This is a genomic window from Hymenobacter ginkgonis, assembly GCF_009755225.1.
In the GTDB taxonomy this organism is placed as follows: Bacteria; Bacteroidota; Bacteroidia; order Cytophagales; family Hymenobacteraceae; genus Hymenobacter; species Hymenobacter ginkgonis.
The window spans coordinates 126,882-149,698 of sequence record NZ_WQKZ01000003.1; the positions used below are offsets into that span (position 1 = coordinate 126,882).

General features: G+C 60.9%; 20 protein-coding genes and 1 tRNA gene. 14 read left to right on the forward strand and 7 right to left on the reverse strand.

The features are described 5' to 3' along the window. Nucleotides 1-87: 87 nt before the first annotated feature. Nucleotides 88-4,293 (reverse strand): T9SS type B sorting domain-containing protein, encoded by a 4,206-nt coding sequence (locus GO988_RS11910; RefSeq protein WP_157565673.1) that lies wholly within the window; start codon nt 4,291-4,293, stop codon nt 88-90. Nucleotides 4,294-4,388: 95 nt separating this feature from the next. Further along, nucleotides 4,389-6,605: a GEVED domain-containing protein gene (locus GO988_RS11915; protein ID WP_198172683.1), complete on the reverse strand. Its 2,217-nt coding sequence runs from the start codon at nt 6,603-6,605 to the stop codon at nt 4,389-4,391. A gap of 401 nt (nt 6,606-7,006) precedes the next feature. Here GO988_RS11915 and GO988_RS11920 point away from each other — a divergent pair, with 401 nt between their 5' ends. Beyond that, complete coding sequence (locus tag GO988_RS11920; RefSeq protein ID WP_157565677.1) at nt 7,007-7,807, forward strand: SDR family oxidoreductase; 801 nt, start codon at nt 7,007-7,009, stop codon at nt 7,805-7,807. Nucleotides 7,808-7,923: 116 nt separating this feature from the next. Next, nucleotides 7,924-9,447, forward strand: a complete 1,524-nt coding sequence (locus tag GO988_RS11925) for a hypothetical protein (protein WP_157565680.1) — start codon at nt 7,924-7,926, stop codon at nt 9,445-9,447. A 214-nt stretch (nt 9,448-9,661) separates the two neighbouring features. Here the strand turns inward: GO988_RS11925 and GO988_RS11930 are convergent, their stop codons facing one another. After that, complete coding sequence (locus GO988_RS11930) at nt 9,662-10,435, reverse strand: hypothetical protein (protein ID WP_157565682.1); 774 nt, start codon at nt 10,433-10,435, stop codon at nt 9,662-9,664. Nucleotides 10,436-10,515: 80 nt separating this feature from the next. On the opposite strand from GO988_RS11930, the gene GO988_RS11935 reads away from it, so the two are divergent. From GO988_RS11935 to GO988_RS11990, 12 genes are all read left to right on the forward strand, one after another. Further along, nucleotides 10,516-10,588 (forward strand) — tRNA-Lys (locus GO988_RS11935). A gap of 339 nt (nt 10,589-10,927) precedes the next feature. Next, nucleotides 10,928-11,512 carry a BLUF domain-containing protein gene (locus GO988_RS11940; protein WP_157565684.1) on the forward strand — a complete coding sequence of 195 codons (585 nt, stop codon included), beginning with the start codon at nt 10,928-10,930 and terminating at the stop codon, nt 11,510-11,512. Between the two features lie 590 nt (nt 11,513-12,102). Then, nucleotides 12,103-12,315 carry a hypothetical protein gene (locus GO988_RS11945; RefSeq protein WP_157565686.1) on the forward strand — a complete coding sequence of 71 codons (213 nt, stop codon included), beginning with the start codon at nt 12,103-12,105 and terminating at the stop codon, nt 12,313-12,315. Between the two features lie 409 nt (nt 12,316-12,724). Continuing rightward, nucleotides 12,725-12,895: a hypothetical protein gene (locus GO988_RS11950; RefSeq protein ID WP_157565688.1), complete on the forward strand. Its 171-nt coding sequence runs from the start codon at nt 12,725-12,727 to the stop codon at nt 12,893-12,895. 252 nt (nt 12,896-13,147) lie between these two features. Then, nucleotides 13,148-13,342 (forward strand): hypothetical protein, encoded by a 195-nt coding sequence (locus GO988_RS11955; protein ID WP_157565690.1) that lies wholly within the window; start codon nt 13,148-13,150, stop codon nt 13,340-13,342. 254 nt (nt 13,343-13,596) lie between these two features. Then, the gene (locus GO988_RS11960; protein WP_157565693.1) at nt 13,597-14,679 is read left to right on the forward strand and encodes a PAS domain-containing sensor histidine kinase; all 1,083 of its coding nucleotides are present in this window, start codon (nt 13,597-13,599) and stop codon (nt 14,677-14,679) included. A 91-nt stretch (nt 14,680-14,770) separates the two neighbouring features. Beyond that, nucleotides 14,771-15,124 (forward strand): hypothetical protein, encoded by a 354-nt coding sequence (locus GO988_RS11965; RefSeq protein ID WP_157565695.1) that lies wholly within the window; start codon nt 14,771-14,773, stop codon nt 15,122-15,124. 62 nt (nt 15,125-15,186) lie between these two features. Beyond that, nucleotides 15,187-15,441 (forward strand): DUF551 domain-containing protein, encoded by a 255-nt coding sequence (locus tag GO988_RS11970; protein ID WP_157565697.1) that lies wholly within the window; start codon nt 15,187-15,189, stop codon nt 15,439-15,441. 102 nt (nt 15,442-15,543) lie between these two features. Continuing rightward, a complete protein-coding gene (locus tag GO988_RS11975; RefSeq protein ID WP_157565699.1) occupies nt 15,544-15,738 on the forward strand; it encodes a YqaE/Pmp3 family membrane protein in 195 nt (64 codons plus the stop codon). Between the two features lie 86 nt (nt 15,739-15,824). Continuing rightward, nucleotides 15,825-16,850: a uroporphyrinogen decarboxylase gene (gene hemE / locus GO988_RS11980; RefSeq protein WP_157565701.1), complete on the forward strand. Its 1,026-nt coding sequence runs from the start codon at nt 15,825-15,827 to the stop codon at nt 16,848-16,850. Between the two features lie 22 nt (nt 16,851-16,872). Beyond that, a complete protein-coding gene (locus GO988_RS11985) occupies nt 16,873-17,094 on the forward strand; it encodes a hypothetical protein (protein WP_157565703.1) in 222 nt (73 codons plus the stop codon). Nucleotides 17,095-17,142: 48 nt separating this feature from the next. Beyond that, nucleotides 17,143-17,703, forward strand: coding sequence for a sugar O-acetyltransferase (locus GO988_RS11990; RefSeq protein WP_157565705.1), 561 nt, complete (start codon nt 17,143-17,145; stop codon nt 17,701-17,703). On the opposite strand, the gene GO988_RS11995 is transcribed toward GO988_RS11990, so the two are convergent. The 4 genes from GO988_RS11995 to GO988_RS12010 all read right to left on the reverse strand — a co-directional run bounded on the left by GO988_RS11995 (nt 17,698) and on the right by GO988_RS12010 (nt 22,718). Next, nucleotides 17,698-18,696 carry a bifunctional heptose 7-phosphate kinase/heptose 1-phosphate adenyltransferase gene (locus GO988_RS11995; protein WP_157565708.1) on the reverse strand — a complete coding sequence of 333 codons (999 nt, stop codon included), beginning with the start codon at nt 18,694-18,696 and terminating at the stop codon, nt 17,698-17,700. The genes GO988_RS11990 and GO988_RS11995 overlap by 6 nt on opposite strands. Nucleotides 18,697-18,990: 294 nt before the next feature. Beyond that, a complete protein-coding gene (locus tag GO988_RS12000) occupies nt 18,991-19,386 on the reverse strand; it encodes a RidA family protein (RefSeq protein WP_157565710.1) in 396 nt (131 codons plus the stop codon). A 107-nt stretch (nt 19,387-19,493) separates the two neighbouring features. Beyond that, complete coding sequence (locus GO988_RS12005; RefSeq protein WP_232341503.1) at nt 19,494-22,028, reverse strand: ABC transporter permease; 2,535 nt, start codon at nt 22,026-22,028, stop codon at nt 19,494-19,496. Nucleotides 22,029-22,031: 3 nt separating this feature from the next. After that, nucleotides 22,032-22,718, reverse strand: coding sequence for an ABC transporter ATP-binding protein (locus GO988_RS12010; RefSeq protein WP_157565712.1), 687 nt, complete (start codon nt 22,716-22,718; stop codon nt 22,032-22,034). Between the last annotated feature and the right edge of the window lie 99 nt (nt 22,719-22,817).

A 22,817-nucleotide genomic window follows, 5' to 3' on the forward strand; every position in this document is an offset into this window, starting at 1 on the left:
TACTCTCTTAAAGTGACTTTTGCCAGATGAAAGCCAGGCGTTCACAAAATTCGTGGAACCTGCTAAAATCCTCGTTAATCTGGACTCTTACTTGACCACTTCGACCCAGCCTTTGGTGCTGGTGCCGTTGGGTAGCTTGAAGAGGTAGTAGTACACGCCGGCCGCAATGTTGGGGTCGGTGCCCCAGTAGTTGCTGGTATTGTTGTAGTTGGTGGTGGCAAAAACCTCGCGCCCCCAACGGTTGAAAATGGTGAGCGAGTTGCCGGGATAGAGCTGCACATTATCGATTTCAAGCTTATCGTTCTGGCCATCGTTGTTGGGGGTGATGACGTTGTAGAAAGCCGTTTTATTAGCGAAATCGACGCAGGCCGTGTTCGAGTTCGACTCGCGCGACGGGGTGCCGGGCGTCACCTGGCTTTCAAAAGCTACTACCCGGAAGCACTGGTTAAAGCCCTGGCCCGTATTGGCTAAGCTATACTGCAAGGTGCTGCCGGGCAGCGTGGCCACCAGGTTGTAGCTGCCCGTGTTATCATCTTGGCGGTAGAGGCGGTAGCCTGCCACTACGAAGCCCTGGTAGGCCGTCCAGGTTAGGGCCACCGAGCCTTGGCTGCGGCCGCCGGTGCCGGGTGTGGCCAGGGCCTTGAGCAGCACCGTGGTAGCGGTGCCATTGCCCGGCAGCACATCGCCGCAGCCGGTGGTGAGGGCCAGGGTGTACTGGTAGGCCGTTTGGGCGGCGTTGGCGGTGGCATCGACGAAGGTGGTGGCGGTGGCGGCCACGGTACCCACCTGCACGTAGGCGGCGGTGCTGCCCGCGTCGCGGCGCAGCACGCGCACGGGGTTGGGGGTAGCGCTGGCGCCCGCCACGCTGAAGGTGAGCGTCACTTTAGTGTTGTCGGTGGCCACTACCGAGGCCAGCGTCAGCTGGGGCGTCTGGGCATTGTCGGGCACTACGGTAACGACTGCTGGGGCACCCGTGCACCCAAACTGCGAGGTTTCTACCACGCTCACCGTCTTGTTAGTAAGCGTATTATTTGGAAAATTCACCGTAATGCTGGCCGTGCCCTGGCCCGCGGCGATGGTGCCGCCCACCACCGTCCACTGGAAGGTAGAGGAGGGGGTAGCGTTGGCCACGGTATACGTCAGCCCCGCCGATGCCAGGCACACGAAGCGTGGCCCGCTGATGGTGGCCGCGCCCGGCAGCGGGTCAACGGTGAACGTCTTGCTAAACAGCGGGCCGGTGCAGCCCCCCGCGTTGGTTTCGCGGGCGGTGAGGGTGTAGGTGCCCACCGCCGTGCTGGCCGGAATGGTTACGGTGCCGCCGGTATTGGCAATGGCGGCGCCATTAAGCTGAAACGCGTAAGTCGAGCCCGCCGCGCCGGGTAGGGAGTAGGTCTGCGGGCCGCTGTTAAAACAGAACCGGGTGGGGCCCTGAATGGCGATGACAGTCGAGGGCGACGGCTTGACGGTGATGTAGAGCGTGTCGCTCACGCCGCGGCAGATGCCGCCGGCAGGGTTGCTGGTTTCCGTCACCACCAGCTTGGCCAGGCCCGGCTGCGTGAACCGAATGCTGGTCGAATTACCTGTATTTGTGAGCGTGCCCCGGGCCGTGCCAAATAATTGCCAGGCGTACGACGAGCCGTTGGTGGCCAGCGTTTGGTAGGGGTAGGGGCCATCGGCCTGGCACACGCTGGTGGGGCCAGTAGGTTTGGCCGTTTGCAACACTTGGTTGAGGAGGACGGGCAGCGTAAACACATCCGACGAGCAGCCCAGGGCGTTGGTTGAGCTTACGCGCACCGCGCCGGTGCCGGCCGCGCCCCAGTTCACCACAATGGCGGTAGTACCCTGGCCGCTGGCAATAGTGCCGCCCGTCACGGTCCACTGGTAGGCCGTGCTGTGCGGGTTGCGAATGGTATACGCCACGCCCGTAATGGTTGGGCACACCGACTGCGGGCCCGCGATAGAATCGGCCGCCGGGCGCGGGTTGATGGTAATCAGCACCGAGTCTTTGGCCGAGCAGCCGAGGGCGGTAGTCGCCACCACCACGTATTTCTGAATGATGGGCGCGCTAGTGGTATTCGCCCCCGTGAGTACCGGCTGGGCTGCGGTAGGGCTGCTAAGGTTGGCGGCGGGCGTCCACTGGTAGGTGTAGCCCGGCCGGGCAGTGGCGCCCAGCGTAATGGTCTGCTTGTCGCACACCGCCTGCGCCGGCCCGGCCGCTGCCGTGGCGGGCGGGTTCACGGTTACGGCCACGGTGGCCGTATTCACGCAGGTAGTGGCGGTGTTGGCGACGGTGAGGGTGTAGGTCTGGGTAATCGGAGCGCCGGTGGTATTCGTCAGCGTAAGGGTGGGGTTAGCTACAGTGGGGCTGCTCAAGCCCGTGGCGGGGCTCCAACTGTAGGTGAGGCCGGCCACCGGGGCGGCGCCCAGCGCAATAGGTACGCCCGAGCAGGTAGCGCGCGCCGCCCCGCCGGTGTTGGCGGGGGGTAGGGGCACCACCGTCACGGTTACCTGGCTGCTGGCGGTGCAGCCCTGCGTGGCCGCGCCACTCGTAATGGTGTAAATACTGGTTTGATTGGGGGCCACCGTAAAGGGCCCGTTGCCCGTTTGGGTGGTGCCGCCCCCCACGATGGTGTAGGGAGCGGTGCCGCCCGTCACGGTCAGCACGGTGCTGCCGCCCTGGCAAATACTCAGGGCGCCGGCCACAGCCAGCGTGCCCGCCGGCGCCACCGAAATAGGCGTTGCCACCGAGTCGGTGAGGCAGCCGTAGGTCGATAAGCCCTTGGCTACGAGCGTGCCACCACCCGGCGTAGTCCACCGCACCTGCACGGTGCGGCCCACGTTGGTACCCACAAAGGTGCCGCCTACCACCCGCCAGCGCACGCTAGGAGCAGTGCCGCCGGTGGCGGTGTAGGTACTCACCGTATTGAGGAGGCACACGGTTTGGTCGCCGCTGATGGCGGTGGGGCCGCTGGGCCGCGTCACCGTAATGCGCAGCACATCGGCGGCGGTTTTGCCAGCGCAGCCGTTGTCTTTTACCGAAAAAACAACGTCGTAGGGCGTGGTGCGGGCTTCGCCGCAAGCCGAGTTATAGACAAATGTGCCCGACACCGTGCCGCTACCCGTGGCGGTGGCCGTGCCCGTGGGGTTGCCGGCTACCACGGTACCCGCATCGCCGTTGAAGTTGGCGTTGAAGCCGCCCGCCCCGTCGAGCAATACGCTGTTCAGGGTGAGGGCCAGCGGGTGGCCGTCGGCCTGGGTAGCCGTGATGGGCACGCTCAACGACTGGCCTTCCTCGATGGTGTAGGTGCGGGGCGTAACCACGGCGGGGGGTAGCACGGGCGCTTTGGTGGCCGGGCAGTTGGCCACCACTAGCTGCAAATCGCGCCGGGTGGTGCCAATAAGTACTTCGCGGCCGTTGATGGTGCGGTACTCGCCCACATCTACCGCAATGCCGTAGAGGCCAGTGGTAGTAGCGCCGTAGCGGGCCGTGCCGGTGTTGGCATTAATCAAGGCAAAATTGCCCGCGCCGGGTCCAAAGGGCGCGGCGGCGCTGTAGCCGGCCACATAGGGCACCGACGTAGGCAGCGGCGGAAACGACGTGTTGCTGGCCAAGTTGGCATAGGGCGTGCCGAAGGAATAAATGAGGCGGTCGCCGTCGGCGTCCACGGCGTTGTTGAGCAGCACCGTGGTATCGTTGGTGCACACGATGGCCACGGCCGTATCCGAAAATACCGGCGAGCGGTTGTAGATGAGCGGCGGCGCCATGCTCACGTACAGCGTAAGGGGCACGTTGTTGTTGCCCGTATTATTAATGTTGGTGAGCGTGGTATTGCGCGCGCCCAGCGTATACACAGCGTAGTAGCCATCGACGGTGGCGGGCAGCGACACCGTGACGGTATAGCGCAGCAGGTAAAACGGCTGGCTCGGCCCCGATACCACGCAGCCGCTAGGTACCCGCGGGTACACCGGGCTGCCCAGCGCCGTGGCCCGCGTAGCCGACACCGTTTGCAGAATCTGCCCCGTGGTGCGGTTGAAGATTGATACGTTGACATTGGCCGGCGGCGCGGCAATGCCGTTAGGGTTTTGCGGTGTATAAAGTCCATTGAAGTAAGACTTTATCATTATTTGATACCGGAAAGGCGTGGCCGCGGGGCCGTTGGCATCCAGGTATTGGTACGACATCTCGCCCCCCAGCAGGTGGGTAGCGAGGGCCGGCCGGGCCACTCCCAGCACCAGTAGCACCAGTGCCAGCCGAGGCACCAGCCGTAGCCAGCGAAGTAAAAGTGCACGCATACGAGAATAGGAAATGAGAACCAGAAAGAAAGCTGGCCACCCGGCGGTGGCCGGCTCGGGAAGGGAAGGTGTGGCGTGAATAAGCAGGGGTAGGGCTACTGGCGTACCACCCGGCGCAGGGCCGTTTGCCCCTGGGCATTGGTGAGGCGCAGCAGGTACAGGCCGGCGGGCAGCGGGGCCAAGTCGAGGGCGGCGGGGGCCGCCACGCCCAGCCGCACCTGGCCGCTGAGCAGGCGCGCGCCCAGCAGGTTTTCTACAGCTAGGCTGTAGGTGCCGCTGGCGCTGGCCTCGCTCACTTGCAGCTGCAAGCGGCCGTCGGGGGTAGGGTTGGGGCTTACGGTGAGGGCGGGCAGGGCCTGCGCCTCGCGGGTAGCCAGGGGGGTAGGCACGCTCAGGAAGTAGTCTTCCACTTCGGCCTCGCCCTGGTTGGTAGCGCAGGGGTTGGGCGTGTTGCTATTGAGGGCCACCAGTACCCGCAGCCGGGTAGGGGCTACGCTAGCCGGAATAGTCACCTGTGTCGAGCTAGTAATCGCAGTGCTGGTGCCATTGTAGAGCAGTTCGCCGGCCGCGCCGGTAGTGTTGGCAAATACGCCATCGCGGTTATAATCAGCCCAAATGGTAACGCGGTGGCTAAAAGCCTGGTTGGTCGTTACCGTAATGGTTTGAGTGGCCCCGGCCTGCACCCCAATTGTGGACGCTGCAAATAGGGCGTAGCCGCCCGTCGCATTGCCCGAGGTGTTGCTGAACGCCGCCCCGCCCGGCGCCGCGCTCACGCTCACATTCGTAATCCAGAACGAGCTGGCCAAGCCCGTGGCGTAGCCGCCGTTGGCAGGGCAGTACGTGAGGCAGGGCACCTGCACCAGCAGGTAGTTGCTGGCCGTGAAGGTGTTGCTGCCGTTGGCATTGGTAGCGCGCAGCGTTACGGAGTAAGTGCCGGCTGTGGCAAAAGCCACCTGCGGGTTTTGGGAAGTAGCCGAGGTGCCATTCACAAACGACACGCCCGCGCTGGGGCTGAAGCTCCACAGCCACGCCGTGGGCAGGTTGGTGCTTTGGTCGGTGAAGGTGTACGTATTGGCTGGCGTGGTGCAGGCCCCGGCCACGTAGTTGGAGGTGAAGGCCGCCGCCGGGGCGTTGGTATTGGCCACCACCGTCACGGTATAGTCTTCTACCTGGCCCAGGGTAGGGGCCACGCACGGCTGGGGGTTGGTGCCCACACCGTCGGCCACCAGGCGCAGGCGCAGCGGCTGGCCCAGCGTGGCCGTGGCCGGCACCGTGAAGGTGGCGCTGGGGCTGGCCGAATTCAACACTTCCAATACTTTTTCGGAGGTTGCAAAAACACCGTCGTTATTTAGGTCGAGCCAGGCGCGGGTGTCGTGCAAGTTGGTGCCACCCGTGCTGATGCGCAGCGTATTGGCTACCCCCAGCGTGAGGGTGGTACGCTGCGGGCAAGTAAAATCCTGGTAGCCCCCGCTGCCGTCGGCCGATGCGTTGTCGATAGTGCCCAGCTGCACCCGCGTAATGCCGTAGTTGCAGCAGTTGGCCGTGGCGGCCAAGCCGGCGCAGCTAGCCGCCACCGGCACGGCCGCGTTGTAGGTAATGGTAGTAGCGGCGCTGGTGCTGGTGCCGTTGGCGTTGGTGGCCGTTAGGCGCACCTGGTAGGTGCCGGCCGTGGCGTAGGTGTGCAGTGAGTTTTGCTGCGTGCTGGTGGTGTTGTCACCAAACTCCCAGAGCCACGCCGTAGCCCCGTTGGTGCTCTGGTCGGTGAATTGCACGCGGCCCGAACAGGTAGTCGTCGCATCGACCGAAAAGGCCGCCACCGGCGCGCTAAAGTTGGGCGTCACGGTCACGGCGTAGTCCTCGTCCTGCGAGTATTGGGGGGTAGAGCAGGCCGTAGGTACCGCAATATTGGCGTAGTCTGAGGCCACGCGCATGCGCAGCCGGGTATTCAGCACAGCCGTGGCGGGCGGGGTGATGGTGCCGGTGTGCAGCACCTTATTATCAGAGCTGAAAGCCAGTTCCGTAGTGCCAAACAGCCCGTCGTTGTTGTAGTCAATCCAGACCCGCACGTTCTCGTTGGCCGCCGTGCCGTTCCGAATGCTGATGGCCGCGGCCGTGTTCACGATTAGGCTCGCGCCCAGCGTGCAGCTATAGTCTTTGTAGCCATCGGTATAGTTGGCCGTTGAGTTGTTAATACCGCCCAGCGTCACGTTATAAATGCCCATGCTGTAGGCCGATGCCAGCGCGCTGCTGGCACTGCCCGGCGTGCAGCTGGCGGCCGCGGGGCACTGGGCGTAGCTCAGCATCGGCAGCATGACTAAACTCAAGCTGCTCAACCATTTTGCCCACGAAGGTAAATTTTGCACCATGCTGAAAATGAAGACGAAATGAGCGAATTACCTGGACTATTTACTGCCCATAGCCCGCGGGTTTAAAGGTAAGCATAAAGGAACCGCACTGTTTCGCGAAAATCGACTAACCAGCTTGAGGACTGGAAATTTGAGCCATGCGAATCGTCCGGCTTGCGCGGTTTGCCCGCTCTGCCTCGTTGGCAGGGCAGTAGCGACGGCCCCGCCGCCGGCCGTAGGTTTGCAGTGGGGCTGGCCGTGGCCCGCCGCCCGGTGGGGGAGTAGGGCATCTGGCTCGCCCGCCAGGCAGGGGTAAAGTGCCAGTTGCCTCACGACAAAACCGGGCAAAACGCCCACCTAATACACGCATGAAAAACAACGTTGTTCTCATTACCGGGGGCACCTCGGGCATTGGCCGCGCCTGCGCCCTGGAGTTTGGCCGGGCCGGCGCGCGCGTCGTCATCACGGGCCGCGACGCGGCCAAACTGGCCGCTACGGCCGCCGAGCTGGCCACTGCCGGCATCGAGCACCGCACCGTGCAGGGCGATGTGGGCCTGGTGGCCGATGCCGACCGCGCCGTGGCCGAAACCGTAGCTGCTTTTGGCCGCCTCGACGTCCTCATCAACAACGCCGGCCTCAGTATGCGCGCCAAGTTTGCCGACGTCGAGGTGAAAGTCATCGAGCAGCTCATGCAAACCAACTTTTTCGGCACTGTGTACACCACCAAGGCGGCCCTACCCCACCTGCTGGCCAGCAAGGGCACCATTGTGGGCGTTAGCAGTATTGCCGGCTACCGCGGGCTGCCGGGCCGCACCGGCTACTCGGCCTCCAAGTTTGCCATGAACGGCTTCCTCGAAGCCCTGCGCACCGAGCTGCTGCCCGAAGGCGTAAACGTGCTCACGGCCGCGCCGGGCTTCACGGCCTCCAATATTCGCCACACCGCGCTGCTAGCCAACGGCCAAACCCAGAACGAGACCCCCCGCGACGAGGGCAAGATGATGACCAGCGAAGAAGTGGCCCAGCACCTGCGCAAAGCCGTGGAGCAACGCCAGCGGGGCTTCGTGCTCACCGGGGAAGGAAAATTAGTGGTTTTTTTGAATAAGTGGCTACCAGGCCTGATGGACAAGATGGTACTGAACAATTTCCGCAAGGAAGAAGGCGAGTTATAGCCTGCCCTGCGCGCGGCCTCACGCGAAGCTCATGCTTTGAGGAGGTGTTTTACCGGTCTTTTTCGCTTGTTTTTGAGCGAAAAAGACCGGTTTTCTTTTCACCATTTCCTCTTGGAATGAAGTTACTTTTAGCTCCCGCTGTGCTCAGCGCGGCCCTTGCTTTGCCGGGTTTAGCCCTGGCCCAAACCACGCCCACGACCCCGCCTACCCCCCCCGCCCAAGCCGAGCCCGCCGCCGGCCAGCCCCAAATAACCCAGCCCGGCCAACCCGGCCAGCCGTCCCAAACGCAGTCTGACCAGGCCACTAGCCGCCCGCAGCCCACGCCGGCGCCCAATTTCTTTTTGAAAGACGGCAAACTGCCCCTCAACGCCGACGCCAGCCACTACGTCAAGTTCACGCTGCTCAACCAGGTGTGGCTGCGCTACAACCAGAGCAACCCCGGCACCACCGTGGGCGGCTACGCCAAGCCCAGCACCTACGACATTGGCATCCGGCGCTTCCGCATCCAGATGTACGGCCAGCTCACCGACCGTGTATTCATCTACTCGCAGTTCGGTATCAATAACTTAACCTACGACTCGGACCGTAAGAGCGGCGGCACGCCGGGCGCCAGCCAAAGCGGCACGGGCGGCTTTTTCCTGCACGATGCCGTGGGCGAGTACGCGATTATCAAAAACAAGCTCTCGCTGGGCGCCGGCCTCGGCGCCTGGAACGGCCTGGCGCGCTACGCCTCGTCGTCGTCGGGCACCATCATGGGCCTCGACCTGCCGCTAGTGGAAGAAACTACCAACGACGTGAACGACCAGTTTGGCCGCAAGCTTAGCGTGTATGCCAAGGGTAAGCTCGGCAAGCTCGACTACCGCCTGGCCGTGGCCGACCCGCTGCTATACCAAAAAGCGGTGGGCTACACTGCTGTTATCGGCACCAACGCTACTTTCTCAAGCCGCCCGCCCAAGGCGCAATACCAGGGCTACTTCCAGTACCAGTTTAAAGACCAGGAAAGCAACCTCACGCCTTACGCGGCTGGCACTTATCTGGGCAAGAAAGCAGTGTTCAACGTGGGCGCTGGCTTCTTGGTGCAGCCCCAGGCCGTGTGGTACCGCGCGTCGGCCACCAGCGCCGATACGTTGGCCAAGGCCATGAAACAGTTTGCCGTAGACGTGTTCTACGACGCGCCGCTGAGCACCGCACCCGACGCGGCCAGCGTCAGCTTCTACGCCGCTGCCATGCACCTCGACTACGGCCCCGGCTACATTCGCAACAATGCGCCCATGAACCCCGCCACCGGCACCAGCAACCCGGCCAACAACACCATTGGCGGCTTCGGCAATTCGTTTCCGCAGTTTGGCACCGGCAACGTTATTTATACGCAGCTCGGCTATAAGCTGAAAGATAACTTGGTGGGCGGCACCACGTTCATGCCCTATTTTAGCTACCAGTATTCGCGCTACGCCCGCCTCAGCGACGACGTGAATTACTTCGACATGGGCATTAACTGGCTGCTCTCGGGCCACACGTCCAAGTTTACCCTAGCCTACCAAAACCGCCCCTATTACATCACCCGCGCCAGCGATGGCCTCAACGTAGTGGACTCGCGCCGTAGCGCCGTAGTGGCCCAGTACCAAGTATATTTCAACTAAGCGCTTTCAGAGGGGGTAGGGCGGCTCAATTCGCTCTGCGCTCCATGCTAGTCGCAAAGTAGTAAGTCGTTGCAATTCTGAATAAGAAAAGCACGTAGCCCGCGCTCAAACAAAACAGCGGGGGTAGGGCCGGCAGCTAGCCAGTTCTACCCCCGCTGTTTTTGATAAGGCACCCCATCAGTGTGAGCCAACTACTATCACAAGACGACAACTCTTACTCGATAATAAACGCATCAGTCGCCCGCAAATAGGCAATGCGCTCCTGCCAACGCACGCGCAGCCAGATATCTTGGTGGCCCAGCACCAAGAGGCGGTCGCCGGGGGCTGCCGTGCTCAGCCAGGTAGCGCCTGCGCCCGGCCCCGCCATGAGAGCCGCCCCAGGCCGCGCCACCACGCCCGTTGGCACTGGCCGCAGCAGGCCCAGGTAGGCCCCCGCCGCCAGCAGGTACACCCCATACGCCAGCCACTGGCCGGGGCTAGTGCGGTGGCGCCGCAGCAGCAGGCCCACTACCACCACCACCGCCACGCTCAGTAGCCCTTGCAGCACGGGGTAGTAGTAGCGCTGCACCTGTACCCGCGCCTCTTGCTGCCAGGTGCCGGGGTAGCCTACCAGGCGCTGGCGCTGCGCCAGGCTCACGAGTTGCCGCCAGGTGCTGAGGCGGGGCTGCCGAGCCAGGGCCAGGTTGAGGTACAGCATTTCGGCGGGGTAGTGGCCTAATTGGTGCTGGGCATAAGCCAAGCGCAACAAAAGCTGCGCCGATACCCGGCGCTGCTGCCATACCTGGGCTTGGTAAAGCGGCAAAACAGCCCCGTACTGCCCCTGCGCAAACAGCGAGTCGGCCCGGCGCAGGTCGGGCGGCGGCAGCTGGCGAGCTTTTTTTGAAAAAAATATTTCGACGGGTGCAGCCCCCAACGCCCAGAATGGCAACTGAATAAGTAAGGCCAGCCAAATAAGCAGCGGCCCCAGACGAGTTTTTTTTAGCGTCAAGGTTGTTAAAATAAAATCGATGCTGTACTTTTGTACCCACAAACACGGTAGCACACCGCGGTTGTGAGAACAAAGGTATCGGTTCTGTAGCTCAGCTGGTAGAGCAGTACACTTTTAATGTACGGGTCCTGGGTTCGAATCCCAGCGGAGCCACTTAATCCCCCTCAGCAGTACGTTGAGGGGGATTTTTTATTGCACTGCTTCACATTTTGCCCAAATAGCGGGTTCTATTAAGCAAAGAAATAAGGGCAAGTAGGGCACCACCAGCTCCCGGTTTTGATTCCGAAATGTGCAATGCTACCCCTCTATAGTATAGCCAGGTGACGCGCGTAAGGAGGTAGGCCACGGGGCGCGTAGCAGCCTGGTTTAGGGAAGATGGGGCAGCACGCTACCCCTACCGGAGCCAGGTAATAGTTACAGTCGGCTATTTATTTATTCAGTATAGGTATTTACTGAACGATTTATATGGAGCTTTTGCCGTAAACAGCCTGGATGACCGAACTACAAGATGAGGCGCAACGCCGACGCGCCATTGCCCTGGCAATAGCGTTAACAGCCGATACGCACCTGGCCCCCGACCAATACGAGTTTGATTTGCTCGAATCCTACGCCCAGGGCGAGCGTACCTTAAACCAAGTGCTGCTCGAACTCGATACCAGGGTGCAGCATCTGCTTTACCGCAGCCAGGCGGTGGAGCTCCTCACGGCCGTGCAGCTCACTGAACTGCTTGAGGAATCGAGGGCGTGGAATAGAGCACACGGAATTACGGGCCTGCTTTGTTATGGCAGCGACGGGCATTTTGTGCAGGTACTGGAAGGGCCCGCTCACGAGGTGCATGCCCTCTATGTTAAGATTCAGCGGGATAAGCGCCACCAGAACGTACAGCTGCTTAGCAATAAGGCAGCCAGCAGCCGGTGGTTTACAGATTGGCAAATGGCCTTTGTGGAAACCGATGCTCCTGACTTTTTCTGGCTGATTAGCTATTTGGAGGCTAGAGAGCACAACTTGGTAATGCCTCAGATTCCCATTACCGAACCCCTGTTGCTTACCCTGCTCAACCAGTTCAGCAGAACCTGACCAGCCGCTGGTATGCCGCGGCCGTAGGCAACTAGCGCTTGTGCTAACCACCAAAAAGCCCGACCTCAGCGGTCGGGCTTTTTGGTTTAGTAAAGTTGTAGGCTGGTTGGCTTAGCTAGTAGCCACTTGTGGCCTTGGTAAGGCTGGTTTAGTAGGGCGCAGTACTGGCAGTGCTTTAAAGTCTGATTTACATCATATTTGCGCGCATACAGTGGGAGGCTTAGCCCAATCTCGCACTCATCGTTGTCGTGCCAAAGGCTCTCGACTGCCATACCTGGTGAGTTCGAATAAAAAGGAGAAACTTGCATGGAATGCTAGGTAGCTTGAAACGGGCGCGAATGCACGTAATGGGGAAAATAGCAAGTCCAACCTGAACGGTTGAACTTGCTATGAGTGGTGGCAAGAAGCGGGTAAGCTGCTTTTATAGTTCGCCACACTTACGAGCTAGGCTTTAGAATGGATTAAATAATAGTTTGAATTTTACTAATAAATAAGCTGACTGGGTTTGGCAAAAACTGCGGCTAGTGCCTGCGCTTAGAGAAGGCCCAGCTTAGGTTTGTTAAAGCCGTTGGGGTTGTGTACATTCAGGTATGGAATTCCTCCTTAAGATTGTTGCCCACCATTGGCACATGAGTGCCGACCAATACTGGCACCTCCGCCTGCTCAGTTCCCTTTTAGTAGGGCCGCTAGTAGGCGTCCTGTATTTCGTGTTTTTTGACAAGCGTGAGCAGCCGAAGCCGCGGGTAGCAACTGGCCCAAAACCAGCCATGTGGGTAGACAGCGATGGGCAGCTGCGCTACTAGCTAGCAGGCAGCCGCTATCTATTCGGCCCGAGAAAGGCTTGGCGAGCAACAACGAAGCCCGGTTGCCACGAAGCTTGCTGTTTGGTTAGATATGCTGTTTTTGGCCGGGCTTGTCTCCTGCTACCTGCGCTACGGGTTCGGCTCCTTAAATAGGAGCTAGTGCAGCCAAAGGTTAGCCATAAGAAGCGAGCGGCCGACCCAACTGGCTATTGGCCAGCTAGTGAGGCCTTCCCAAATATGGGAGTAGGGTAGCGGCCGGCTCCGGCCAAAATAGGCTATTTTGAGGTGTTACTACCCCGTATTGCCTCTAAACTACGTATTTCGCCTGTGAAAATTCAGTGTTTTGCTAAGTAGTGTAGCGGGAGAGAGTTCCGAAATTTGCGTTTACATACTCTCGTTCTTCACCACTATGAAACACACACTACCTATTGCCACCGGTGGCCTAAACCTAACACCCGCTACCGCTACGCCTAGCCCTACTGTACCGAGCGTGCCCGTGTACATTCATCAGCTGTACGACCGCTACATTGCTGGTGAGATAAGCTGGAGTGAAGTGTGCCGCCTGCAAGCCTCGCGCTAACTGCGGCGCGTTACTCCTGCCCTTTCATAAAGACGCCTCAGCCACGCCGGTTGGGGCATTTTTATGCTCGAGGCGCTAAGCTCTAAATGAACAGTATAACTATTTGGTGTTTAATAAGGCATAAATCTATGCAATGCCATTAATATTTGGATAAAATACGTATTTACTGCTTGCAAAATCAGCATTAATACGTTGGTGTAATTTCTGGCGCATGGTACCTTTGAGGACTGTGTTTTTTATCTTTTTCTGCCAGTGAACTTCTATCCATCTATTCTTGCTACCGAGCAGGCCCGCCAGCGTATGGTGACGGCCGCTTTGGAATTTACCCAGCCCACTGCCCTGGCGGCTACGGCCTACGAGCGGTGGCTGCTCGACCAGTTCGTGCGCGGCGCCTTAACCATTGACGAGGTGCTGGCACACCTGGAAGATAACCAGGCGAAAGACTAGCCCTGGGTGCTGGCGCCAAGCCACATAAGCGCAAGGGCCCGCCCAGCAGCTGCGGGTTTATGCCAATGATAGGCTGGCATGCCCAGGCCGTGCTGGCCCTGGCCAAAATAAGGGGGTAGGGGTGCGGCTGGTTGGCTGCGGCCTGCCGCCCTGCCCCAGGCTCAGCAAAACTACCGGGAGGATAACCCGTACTCTACGGCGCTGCCAGCCGCCCAAGCCAACTGTGGCTAACGCGCCAACGCCTATTTTCGGGTATGCCTGACTATTTAGAGTTATTACGCCCTTTGCTAGAACATAGCAATGTGCTGTACTTTGCCTACGACCTGAGCGAGCAACGCGTGGTGTACGTAAGTGAGGTGTACGAGCAGCTGTTAGGCGACCCCGTGCGCCATTTGGCCGATGACCTGCCCGGTTTGCTGGCCAGCGTGCACCCCGACGACTGGCACTACCTCGGCCAGCTGTTGGCCGCGGCTCCGCCCGGCACCCCGGTGCAGGATGTGGAGCTGCGCCTGACCCGCGCGCGCGACATGCAGTGGCTGAGTGTGAGTGTGATGCAGGTGCAAGCGGCCAACGGCCCAGCGCACCTCACGGGCAGCATCCGCGACATTACGCCTACTAAAAAAAACGAGTTCAACGCGCAGAAATTCAATACGAAGAAAGACGCTACCCTCGAAATTTTGGCCCACGACCTAGCCACCCCGCTTGCCCTGATGCAGCAGCTAACCGAGCAGCTGAGTTGGGAGGTCGAAGGCATCAGCGACATGGGGACTGAACTGCTGCGCCTCATGCAGCGGGCTTGTACGCAGGGCGTAACCCTGATTCGAGATTTTGTAGATAATGAATTTCTCGAATCGGCTAACATAGAGTTGAAGCGGGAGCGCACCGAGTTGGTACACCTGCTCGGCCTGGTGATAGATGAATACCGGCAGTCACAGCAGCATATGGGCCTGCTGTTCAGCTTCGAAGCTGCCGAGCAGCCGATTTACGCAAGCCTGGATGTTAATAAATTCCAGCAAGTAGTGAACAACCTCATTTCCAATTCCATCAAGTTTACGCCCGATGGGGGCAGCATCAGCCTGCGCGTCGAGCGCAATGGCGAGCACGCCTTGCTGACGGTGACTGACACGGGCGTTGGCATTCCGGCAGACTTGCAGGAAGGGCTATTTGAGCGCTTCACCAGGTCTCGGCGCCCTGGCCTGCGGGGCGAAAAAGCCAATGGCTTGGGTATGTCCATCATCAAAACCATCCTCAACCTGCACCAGAGCCGCATTTGGCTGGAAAGCGCCGAAGGAGCAGGCGCCAAGTTCTACATCGAGCTGCCAGCTTTGCCCACTTAGCGGCGGGCGCTCGAGGGCCGAGCAGGGGGTAGGGCTGGCCAGTATCTGAGTATTATGCTTTGATTTTCAGTGGTTTTTAGTTTTTCTGCGTATGCAGGGTACCATGACTGATACCTACCTGCGCAGCCTGGGCTTTGTGCCCACCGAGCCCGCTACCAACGCCAGCCGGCTCGCCTTCGACCACGCCTGGCGCTACCAGCACCACCACCTGGCCCTCGATGGCCTACCCCTCTTTCTGGAGCATCCCTTCGGCATTGAGGGCTGCCGCCTCAGCGCCTTAGCCGCCCCCCTTGATGGGCGCGATGTATTTGCCACCGTGGCGCTGAGCGACCAGCCGGGGCTGCAAGCGGCCGTTACGGCTTTTTACGCGGCGCACGGCGGGGTGGGTACCCTTGCCCCTGCCCCGGTGTCGTCCAATTTTCGGCCCTTTCACCGCACCGAGTAGGCGGGGGGAGGCGCGCCGGCGCCGGTCCGGCGGCTAGTGTACTGGCCTCACTTTCCCCTTAAATGAAACTGAAAATGCCTACCCCGGAGTGGATTGCCATCAGCGAGCAGCTGCCCGCCCACCAACAGCAAGTGCTGGTGTTTGAAAATTCTGACCGAGTGGGCGACGCGCCCGCCGAGGATGCCCTGCGCATTGCCACCTACCAGGCCGGCGGCATGGGCTTCTACTACCAGGTGCCGCTAGCGCCCGGCAATACGCGTTTCCCGGCTCTCAATGTAACCCACTGGATGCCCGCGCCCGCCCCGCCTACTCGGTAGCTGGCCGTAGGGGGGCATTTGGTGGGTTTTATAGCGCAGGCGAAGACTCAACTTCACGCGTGGCTCTTGCGTAGCTAGAGGCAGATTGAGTACTTTGCGGCCATGCTTCTCGCTATTCTCTTCCCGAGCCTGTCGATGCTCCTCAACGGGCACATTCTCAAGGCTATCCTGTGCTTTATCCTGCACCTGACGCTTATCGGCTGGATTCCGGCCGCCATCTGGGGAGTGGCTTCGCTAACGGAGGACCGTGCCCGCCGCCGCCAAGAAGAGTTGCTGCGCGCTGTGCAGCGCGCTTAAGACTGGCGGTGGGGGTAGGGCTGGCCGGTTGTTACCTTTGCGGCCCGCTTTAGCCCGGCTCCGTGCCCCGGCCCGCTACCCCCCTCATGCTCCAGAACGACCTCCTCCTCCGCGCCGCCCAGGGCGAAACCACCGAACGCACTCCCGTCTGGCTTATGCGCCAAGCTGGCCGCATCTTGCCCGAGTACCGCGCGCTGCGCGGCCGCTTGTCGGGTTTTAAAGAGCTGGTCGAAACGCCAGCGCTGGCCGCCGAAGTCACTATTCAGCCCGTCGATGCCTTGAACGTGGACGCGGCTATTATTTTCTCCGACATCCTGGTAGTGCCCGAGGCCATGGGCCTCACCTACGAGATGATTGAGGCCAAGGGCCCGCTCTTTCCGGAGGTAGTAAAAAATGCCGCCGACGTGGCCAAGCTGCGCGTGGCCGACCCCGAAGAGCACCTCGGCTACGTGCTCGAAGCCCTGCGCATCACCAAGCGCGAGCTGGGGGGTAGGGTGCCGCTCATCGGTTTTGCCGGCGCCCCCTGGACGATTTTGGCTTACATGGTGGAGGGCCACGGCTCCAAAACCTTCAGCAAAGCCCGCCGAATGCTCTACCAGGAGCCCGCGCTGGCGCATCAATTATTAGAAAAAATCACGGTTACGACCATCGCTTACCTGCAAGCGCAGGTGGCGGCCGGTGCCGACCTCGTACAGGTGTTCGACTCGTGGGCGGGCATTTTGCCGCCCGCGCACTACGCCGAGTTTTCAACGGCCTACATCAACCGCATCAGCGCGGCGCTGGCGCCGCTGGTGCCCGTCACGGTGTTTGCCAAGGGTGCCTGGTGGGCCGTGGAGGACTTCGCCCACTCGCCCTGCCGCACCATTGGCCTCGACTGGAACCAGTCGCCGCGCCAGGCGCGCCAGCAGGCGCCCGGCAAAACCCTGCAAGGCAACCTCGACCCCTGCGCCCTCTACGGCACGCCCGCCCAAGTAAAAGCCGCCACCGAAGCTATGCTGGCCGAGTTTGCCGGCGGTCCCCACATTGCCAACCTCGGCCACGGCGTGTACCCCGATACCAACCCCGACAACGTGAAGGTGTTCGTAGAAACGGTGAAGGCGTGGCGCGGGTAACTAGTTGCCTATAAAGGTTTTTATGCTACTATTGTCGCCAGTGGTGCCCGTGTCGGGCATTGGTTTCTACCTCGTGCTGCTGGTAGTAGCGGGGTTGTTATTTTTTGGTTGGCGGCGGCTCTTCGGAAAAATCATCAAATCCGAAGCGGGGGTGCTCGTGGCTACTGCGATTGCCGCCATGGTCACGACGCCGCTGCTGTGCTTCGGGCTGCTGCGGCTGCTGGTTATCCTAAGTAGCCGCTAGCAACAACCCACCTATCGCTAGCGGTAGTGCGTTCTACCCCTGCTATTTATGCCTACGGAGGAAGAAAAAATGCTGGCCGGTGCGCTGTACGCCGCCTTCGACCCGGCCCTGCTGGCGGCGCGTACCCGCGCCAAGCGCCTACTGCACCGCCTCAACGTGACGGAGTACCTGCTCACGGCGCAAGCCCAGCAGATTCTGGCCGAGCTGCTGCCCCACGCTGGCGAAAACCTGTACATCGAGCCGCCTTTCCACTGCGACTACGGCAGCAATATCTATTGCGGTAACAACGTGTATTTCAACGTAAACTGCGTGGTGCTTGATGCAGCTCGCATCACCATCGGCTCTCATGTGCTGTTTGGGCCCGGCGTGCAACTCTACGCCGCTACCCACCCCCTCGGCGCTGAGGTGCGCCGCACGCTGGAGCTGGCGCATCCCATCACCATCGGCGACGACTGTTGGGTAGGGGGTAGCGCCATCATTTGCCCCGGCGTGACCATCGGCAACGGCTGCGTGATTGGCGCCGGCGCAGTGGTGACAAAAGACGTTCCGGCGTATTCGCTGGCGGTCGGCAACCCAGCGCGAGTCGTGCGAAGCTTGGCGGCATTATAAAGCGGCCGCCTCCGCCTCGGCCAGCAGCCGCTGCTTCTCAATCGGCACTACGCCTACCTGCTCGCACACCAAGCCGCCGCCGAGGTTAGCGAGCGCGGCGGTGAAGGCCGCCGGCTGGCGCAGAGCCACGCACAAGGCCGCGATGCTAATCACGGTGTCGCCGGCGCCTGACACGTCGGAGATAGAGCGCAGGTGGGCCGGCAGGTAGGTTTTCTCGTCGTTTTGCTGGGCAAAAACTCCGTATTCGGACAGCGTGACCAGCACAATTTCGGGGGTGAGCACGGCGCGTAAGCGCGTCACGGCGGCCTCGAAACCTGTGCGGTCGGCGTCGGGTGTCCCAAATTCTACCTTCAGGCCTTCACGCAGTTCCTTCAGGTTGGGCTTGAAAAGCGTGCAGTCGCGGTAAGCCAAGAAGTTCTTTTTCTTGGGGTCAACCACGGTTGGGATGCCGCGCTCGCGGGCCCGGGCAACGCATGCTGCAATGATATTTTCATTGAGCACGCCCTTGTCGTAGTCCTCAAAGATGACCACGTCGGCGCGGGGCAGCAGGTCGTCGTAGGCCGCTAGTAGCTGGGCCGCTTCCTCGGCGTTGAGGTCAGTTTCGACTTCCGAGTCGATGCGCACCAGCTGCTGGCCGTGGGCCAAGATGCGCTGCTTGAACGTAGTGGGACGGTGCGCGCTGCGGATGAGGCCATCGGCGGGCAGCTGGTGGGTGTGCAGCAATTGCAGCAGCTGGTCGCCACCCTGGTCGTCGCCGACCACGGCGCACAGCAGGGGGGTAGCCCCGAGCGCCTGCACGTTGAGGGCCACGTTGGCGGCGCCGCCCAGGCGCTGTTCGGTGCGCTCGACATTGACTACCGGCACCGGCGCCTCGGGCGAAAGCCGGCTGGCCCGGCCCCACACGTAGGCATCAACCATCACATCGCCCACAATGAGAACGTGCAGGTTATTAAAATCAGCGAAGAGCTTGGCAAGGGGGGTAGGGATGGGCATAGGCACAAAAGTAACCCGCTCCGTTGCAGGAGGCAGCAGGTGTAAGCAGCGGCCAAAACAAAAAGCCGGCTTAAAAGACCGGCTTCTTGAACAAAGTAAGAGTAGTTAACTCAAGAAATCCTCTGGAAGTCAGGCAGGCGGCAGGGAAGCCGCTTGTTCGCTGCATTAAGTGGCCCAGCTAGGCCAAGCGAACAGCTTCTTGGTAGCCTGCCTAATCTCCAGAAGTATTTTTAACGGCTCCTTAACTCGCTTTGTGGCGGATTCAGGAGCGCTGTACTCGTTAGGCGGCTCCTGCTATTTTACAGCAATAGCCTCAATTTCAACTAGTAATTCAGGGAACACGAGTCTGTTAACACCAATAATGGTTACGGTTGGTTTAGGAGTGGTATTTTCCAGCTTAGCCGCAAGCATACTATAATGCTGAAATAAGTTGTCGAAGTCGGTGGTGTAGATTAATAAGCGCACAATATTCGTCAGGCCGTAATTTCCTTTAACTAAAACAGCTTCAAGATTCTCAAACGCCAAGGTCAACTGCGCCGCCATATCCCCTTTGTGTAGCGGTTGGCCTTCTTCGTTGATTGAGGCCTGCCCGGCGCAGAATAAAGTTTGCGAGTTATTGCTGACTTCAACGGCTTGCGAAAAACTAAAATCGTCCTGCCATTTTCCTGGGTTTACTGCCTTTTTCTCCATAGTGCTATTTTGCTGGGGGTGAAAGTCGCAACGTAACTTACTCTTCGGCAATATAAACCTGGGTAGTTATAGGCCCAAGGTTTGGGCTAGGTGGGCTACCTGTAGGCCTACCCCTCGGCGCGCAGCACGGCCAGCGGCGGCTGGCTGAGCACCGAGCGGCTGTTGAGCCCGCCAATGAGCGCCGTGAGGCCGGCTACCAGCAGCACCAAGCACGGTAGCGGCCACAAAGCGCTGAGGGCAAACGGCGTTTCGAATACCCAAAAAGCTAGCCCCCAGGCGGCCAGGCTGGCTAGCACTACCCCCGCCAGCGCCGCCAGCGAGCCCAGTAGGGCGTATTCGAGCAGCGTAATGCGCAAAATTTGGCTGCGGCTGGCGCCCAGCGTGCGCAGCAGCACGCTCTCGCGGGTGCGCTGGTAGCGGCTGATGAGTACCGAGCTGGCTAGCACTAGCAAGCCCGTAAGAATGCTGAAGCCCGCCATGAAGCGAATGACGAACGAGATTTTAGTCAAAATCTCATCCACCGTTTGCAAAATCAGCCCTAGGTCGATGGCCGACACGTTGGGGAAATCGCGCACCAGTGCCTGCTGGGTAGTGGCCAGCGCGCGGTTGCTGGGCGTGCGCGTGAGAATGACGTGAAACTGCGGCGCCTGCTCCAACACGCCCGACGGAAACACGACCAGGAAATTGGTTTGCACGCGGCCCCAATCGACCTCGCGAGTGCCGCCTACGACCGTGGCAATGGGCGCACCCTGCACGTTAAAGGTCAGCGTATCACCGAGTTTGAGCTTGACGCGCTCGAAATAGTTGGCATCGACCGACACGCGGGGTAGGCCGCCGGCCGCGGCGCGCTGTGGCGGCGTGCCAGCCATCAGCTTTTCGGTTTTGCTGAGCGTATCGCGGTACGTCACGCGGTATTCGCGCGTCAGCGCCCAGGGCGGAATACCATTGGCGGTGTCTTTTTTGAGCTGCGTGACGGTGCGGCCATTGATAGATGCCAGCCGCATCGTCACGATGGGCACGCGCTGCAAAATGGGCAGCTTTTGAGTGTTCAGTAGTTGCTCGACGCCCTTTTCCTGCTCGGTTTGAATGTCAAACAGCACCAAATTGGGCTGGTTGCTGCCGCCCGAAAGCTGCACCCGGCCCAGCAGTACCGACTGCGTGAGGTAGAGGGTGGCCAGTAAAAACGTGCCCAGTCCGAGCGATAAAATGAGCGTAACCGTCTGGTTTTGGGGCCGAAATAGATTGGCTAAACCCTGACGGCCTACGTAGCTCCAACTGCTCGGGAAGAAGCGCCGCAGCAAATACCGCAGCCCCAGGCCCAGCCCGGCCAGCGCCCCCAGCGCCGCCAGCAGCCCAGCCGCGAAGCCTAGTGCCAGCTTCCAGTCGCGGGTTTGGAAGTACGAAAAGCCCAGCACAAACGCCCCGATGAGCGCCAGCACCAGCCCGCGCAGCGGGTCGGGGGTAGCAGTGTCCTCTTCCAGCGACGCGCGCAGCACGCGGAGCGGCGACACCCGCCGAATGCTCAGCAGCGGTAGCAGCGCGAATAGCACCGCCATTGCTACCCCCGTCAACAGCCCCAGGCCCACCGAGGCCGGCGACACCGTCATGCTCACCTCCACGGGCAGAAAATTGCCCAGCACTTTGGGCAGCACCAATTGCACTGCCGCGCCCAGAGCCGCCCCAATGGCCGCCCCCAAAAAGCCCAGGCCCGAGGTCTGAATCAAGTAGATGAGCAGCGCCTGCTGGCCGCTCGCGCCCAAGCAGCGCAGCACGGCCACGCTGGCTAGCTTCTCCTTCACGTACAAACTCACGGCGCTGGCTACCCCCACGCTACCGAGCAGCAGCGCCACAAAAGCCACCAAACTCAGAAACCGCGTGAGGTCGCGAAAGGCGCGGCCGGTCGATTGCTGGCGGCTGGCCACGGTATCGGTGTCGATGCCGGTTTGGTCGAAGCGCACCTGGTAGGGCTTGATGGCTGCGGCCACATCGGCGCCGAGCGGAAACTGGTAGTAGGTGCGGTACTGCACCCGGCTGCCGCGCTGCACAAGGCCGGTTTTATTTAATAAATCAATGGGAATAAACACCTTGGGTGCTACGGCAGCGCTAAAGCCGCTCTGGCCCGGCGTTTTTAGTACGCGCCCCACAATGGGCAAGGTGAGCGTACCCACCTTCACCGAATCGCCCACGCGGGCGTTGAACTGGTCGAGCAACACGTCGTCTACCAGCGCGCCGCGGGCCCTACCCCCCCTAAAATCGGTGGCGGCGGCAGCGGGCGCCGTTTCCCAATCGCCGTAGTACGGGAAGCCCGCGCCCAGCGCCCGCACCTGCGCCAGCCGCACGCCCTGCGTGCGCGGAAACGAGACGAGCGAGGCAAACGATACCTCGTCGGTGCGGGTGCTGCCCAGCCGGCGCAAGGCGGGCCGCAAGGTCGAGTCAAACGGCTGGCTCGAAGACAGCACCAAATCGGCGCCCACTAGCTCGCGGGCCTGCGCGCCGATGCTGCGCGCCAGGTTATCGCCAAACGAATTAATGCCCACCAGCGCCGCGATGCCCAGCACAATGCTCGACATAAACAGCGCCAGCCGGCCCCGGCTGCGGCGCGAGTCGCGCCACGCCATTGTTACTAACCACTTGAATTTCATGATTTATACCGAAGTGCCGACCGTTTGCTCTACTACTTTGCCGCCGCGCATGCGCATGATGCGCTGCGTTTTGGCGGCCAGTTCGAGGTCGTGCGTTACGAGCACCAGGGTAGTGCCCGCTTCCTTATTTAAGTCGAACAGCAAATCCACCACCGTGGCGCTGGTGTCGGGGTCAAGGTTGCCGGTAGGCTCATCGGCAAATAGAATCTGCGGCCGGTTGGCAAAGGCGCGCGCCAGGCTCACGCGCTGCTGCTCGCCGCCCGAAAGCTGGGCCGGGTAATGGTGGCCGCGCTCGCCCAGGCCCACGCGTTCGAGCAAGGTTTGGGCCTGGCGAGCCACATTGCGCTCGCCGCGCAGTTCCAGCGGCACCTGCACGTTTTCGAGGGCTGTGAGGGTCGGCAGCAGTTGGAAATTCTGGAAAATAAAGCCCACGTGCTGGTTGCGCACCGCCGCCCGTTGGTCTTCGCTTAGCTTATCGAGCTGAATACCTTGTAGCCATACGCTGCCGCTGGTGGCGCGGTCGAGGCCAGCGCAGAGGCCCAGCAGCGTGGTTTTGCCGCTGCCCGAGGGCCCCACAATGGCAAATGTATCGGCTGGCTGCAAGCTAAAGCTGACTTCGTGCAGCACTGTGAGCTGGCGCCCGGCGCTGGTGTAGGTTTTGGTGAGGTTTTCGACTTGGAGGCTGGTCATTTAAAAATAATTTGCGGGGGAAGGTGGCAGCAGAGGCCATGCCGCCGCGCTAATTGTGCCAACTAGAACATCCTGTTCAGCAGGCCGTTCTTTTAAAAC